Source organism: Actinocorallia lasiicapitis, assembly GCF_054778695.1.
Window position 1 is genome coordinate 1 of record NZ_BAAGZI010000544.1, and the last position, 3,027, is coordinate 3,027.

General features: G+C 72.7%; 3 protein-coding genes and 1 pseudogene. 1 reads left to right on the plus strand and 3 read right to left on the minus strand.

All coding sequences use genetic code 11. The annotated features are described in order from the left end of the window. The coding region (locus ACYVE7_RS31855; protein WP_460370004.1) for an RNA polymerase sigma factor at positions 1–762 on the minus strand (762 nt) is incomplete at its 3' end. A gap of 163 nt (positions 763–925) precedes the next feature. On the opposite strand from ACYVE7_RS31855, the gene ACYVE7_RS31860 reads away from it, so the two are divergent. After that, positions 926–1,954, plus strand: a complete 1,029-nt coding sequence (locus ACYVE7_RS31860) for a DUF2293 domain-containing protein (RefSeq protein WP_460370007.1) — start codon at positions 926–928, stop codon at positions 1,952–1,954. 7 nt (positions 1,955–1,961) lie between these two features. Here ACYVE7_RS31860 and ACYVE7_RS31865 read toward each other — a convergent pair whose 3' ends face one another. Both ACYVE7_RS31865 and ACYVE7_RS31870 read right to left on the minus strand, forming a co-directional pair. After that, entirely contained in the window at positions 1,962–2,834 is an 873-nt protein-coding gene (locus tag ACYVE7_RS31865; protein ID WP_460370008.1) for a serine hydrolase, read from the minus strand. After that, positions 2,831–3,027: pseudogene (locus ACYVE7_RS31870) on the minus strand (LysR family transcriptional regulator); the annotation flags it as partial. The pseudogene ACYVE7_RS31870 and the gene ACYVE7_RS31865, both read right to left, overlap by 4 nt.

The window sequence follows — 3,027 nt, forward strand, 5'->3', positions numbered from 1 at the left end:
CTGCACCAGCGCGGGCAGCGGCACCTTCGGCGCCGTCAGGAAGACCAGGCCGATCGGCAGGGTCCGGCGCAGCCGCCCGTTCAGATCGGCCATCTCCGCCGACGCCCTGTGGCAGTGCTCACACACCTCGAGGTGCTTGCGCAGCGCCCGTCCCCGCCGCAGCGACGGACGCCGGACGCCCGCCGCGAGCTGGCCGACGAACGGCGCGCACTCCGGACGGGTCTCGCAGCTCGCCGCGAGGAACGCCTGACGCAGCCCCTCCCGCGCCCGGAACGAGAGCTGCGCGACGGCCCCCGCCTCCATCCCCAGCAGCTCCGCGACCTGCTGGACGGGCTCATCCTCGATGATCGTGTGCCACAGGACGGTCTGCCAGCGTTCGGGCAGGGAGCGGAACGCGCGCATCAGGGCGTCCAGCTCGTCAAGATCGGGGACGGCCTCGTCGTCGGGCAGCTCGGCCCACTGGGCCACCTCGTCGGTGACGACCATGCGCTTGCCGGCGCGCGCCCAGTCCACGGCGGCGTTCCGCACGACCGTGTACAGGTAGGGGCGGAAACCCTCGTGGGGGCCGAGGCCCTGGCGGAGCGCGCCGAAAGTCCGGGCGAAGGCCTCGCTGGTCAGGTCTTCTGCGGTGTGCTGATCGCGCACCAGACCGCGCGCGTAGCCCAGGACAGCCCCATGGTGCCGCTGGAACAGCTCGCCCGAAGCCGTCTCATCACCCGTCCGGGCCGCCGCCACGAGCTCGGCGTCCGGAGCGTTCCCCACGCTCGTAACCAGCACCTGAACATCAAACCCAAAGTACCCACTTACCCACAACCCTCAACGTACATATCGAATCCCATCCGATACCGTCCGAACAGGTGGTTTCCTCGCGTACGACCTGGTGATTCGTGGCCGGAACGGCTGTGCCGGGCGGGACAATGGAGAGATGTCCGCGAAGCTCCGCTCCCGTGTCGAGGCCGCCGCCGAGGCGGCCCTGAACCGCCAGAAGTACGTCGCGCCCCTGGACGTCCTGCTCGGTCTGGGCTGGGTGCGGAACCGGGACGTCGAGGAGTGGCGGCTGGGCCGGTTCCCGGTGCTGACGTCCCGTGTCTCGGCTCCGCCGGAGCGTCGCGCCGAGGTCCTGGAGTACCTGGCGGCCTGGGCGCGGGCCAAGGGGCTGGGCCGGGAGGACGCCGAGTACGCCGCCGCCGGGCGCGAGCGGCGGCCCCTGGTCTTCGAGCCGGGCCGCGACCCCGCCTACCGCGCCCACTGGGTGCGGACCGATCTCACCGACGCGCAGCGGGCCCGCCTCACCGCCAAGCAGAACAAGGCCCCCGACCTCAAAGTCATGATCGCCGAACGTCCGTGGATCTGTGCCGAGTGCGACGGCGGCGGCCCCCACTACCTGGAGGAGGACGGCGCCAAGCTCTGCCTGGCCTGCGCGGACTTCGACCATCTGATCCTGCTGCCGTCCGGTGACGCCGCCCTGACGCGCCGCGCCCAGAAGGCCAGCGCCCTGTCCGCGGTCGTCGTCATCTGGAACAAACGCCGCAAACGCTTCGAACGTCGGGGCACTCTCGTCGAAGAGGCCGCTCTGCTCGCCGCCGAGGAGGCGTGTCTGGCCGACGAGGACGTCAGGGCCCGCCGCCGTGACCGCGACGCGCTCCGCCGCGAAGCCGAGGACCTCACCTACCAGGCCGCCTTCACCACCGAGATCACCCGCCTCTTCCCCCGCTGCCCACCGGAACGCGCCGCCGCCATCGCCGCCCACGCCGCCCTCCGAGGCAGCGGCCGCGTGGGCCGCACCGCCGCCGCGAAGTCCCTCGACGAATCCGCGATCACCGCCGCCGTCATCGCCTCCATCCGCCACCTCGACACCCCCTACGACTTCCTCCTCATGTCCGGCACCCCCCGCCCCACCGCCCGCACACAAATCCGCCCCACCGTAGAAAAAGTCCTCACCACCTGGCGCTAAACCCTGTTCAGGGGTGGAGGTGGCGGAGGGCTAGGCGGGCGGTGGTGCCTATGACGGCGTCGGCTCGGGGGAGGGTGGCGGTGGGGGTGTGGGCTCGGGTGAAGACGGCCACGGCGTAGCGGGGGCCGTCGGGGTATTCGATGACGCCGATCTCGTTGCGGAGCGTGGGGAGGGTGCCGGTTTTGCCGCTGACCTGGACGTCGTCGTAGGGGAAGCCGGAGGCGAGGCGGTGCGGCCAGACCTGGAGGGACAGGACGCGGCGCATCGCGGCGCAGGCGGCGGGCGGGGCGGCCTCGTCGCGCCAGATGCGGCGCAGGAGGAGGGTCAGGTCGCGGGGGGTGCCGTGGCTGGCGCGGGACGGGTCGAGGGCGGACAGCCGGGCGAGGACGGCCGGGTCGGTGAGGGCGGGCCACAGTTCGTCGAGGTCGGTGGCGCCGGAGTCGGCGAGCAGCGAGTCGTACAGTTCGCGGACCGTGCCCAGGACACGGGTCCGCGCCAGCCCGAGCTCGGCGAGTGTGGCGTTGACGTCGTCGAGCCCGACCCGGGCGAGCAGGGCGTCGGCCGCCGTGTTGTCACTCACAGTGATCATCATGGCGGCGAGGTCGCGCAGCGACATCTCGACGTCGTCGAGCAGCATGGACGTCCCGGTCGAGCCCGGCCGCCGGTCCTCCTCCCGCAGCCGCACCCGGGCGGACGGGTCGAGCGTGCCCGCCGCGACCCGCCGGAAGAACGCCACCAGCAGCGGCACCTTGAACACCGACGCCAGGACGACCGGCGCGTCGGCCCGCACCCCCAGCTCACGCCCCGAATCGATGTCGACGGCGTGCAGCCAGCCCGTCACTCCAGCCGCGCGGAACGCCGCCTCGATCTCCGCGCTCACGCCAGGAATCCCGACGAGGGCCGCAGGGCGACGCGTTGGACGACGGGGGTCATGGCGGCCTCGGTGCGCAGGACGCGGGTGGCCACGTCGACGAGGTCGGCGACGGCCGGATCGAGCGGCCCGTCACCGCGCCACGCGCAGGACGTCCGCCACACCAGCGGCGCGCCGAGCAGGGGACGCCACACCGTACCCG

Coding starts and splice junctions, on each gene's coding strand:
- ACYVE7_RS31860 (WP_460370007.1), top strand. CDS start 926: ATGTCCGCGAAGCTCCGCTCCCGTGTCGAGGCCGCCGCCGAGGCGGCC.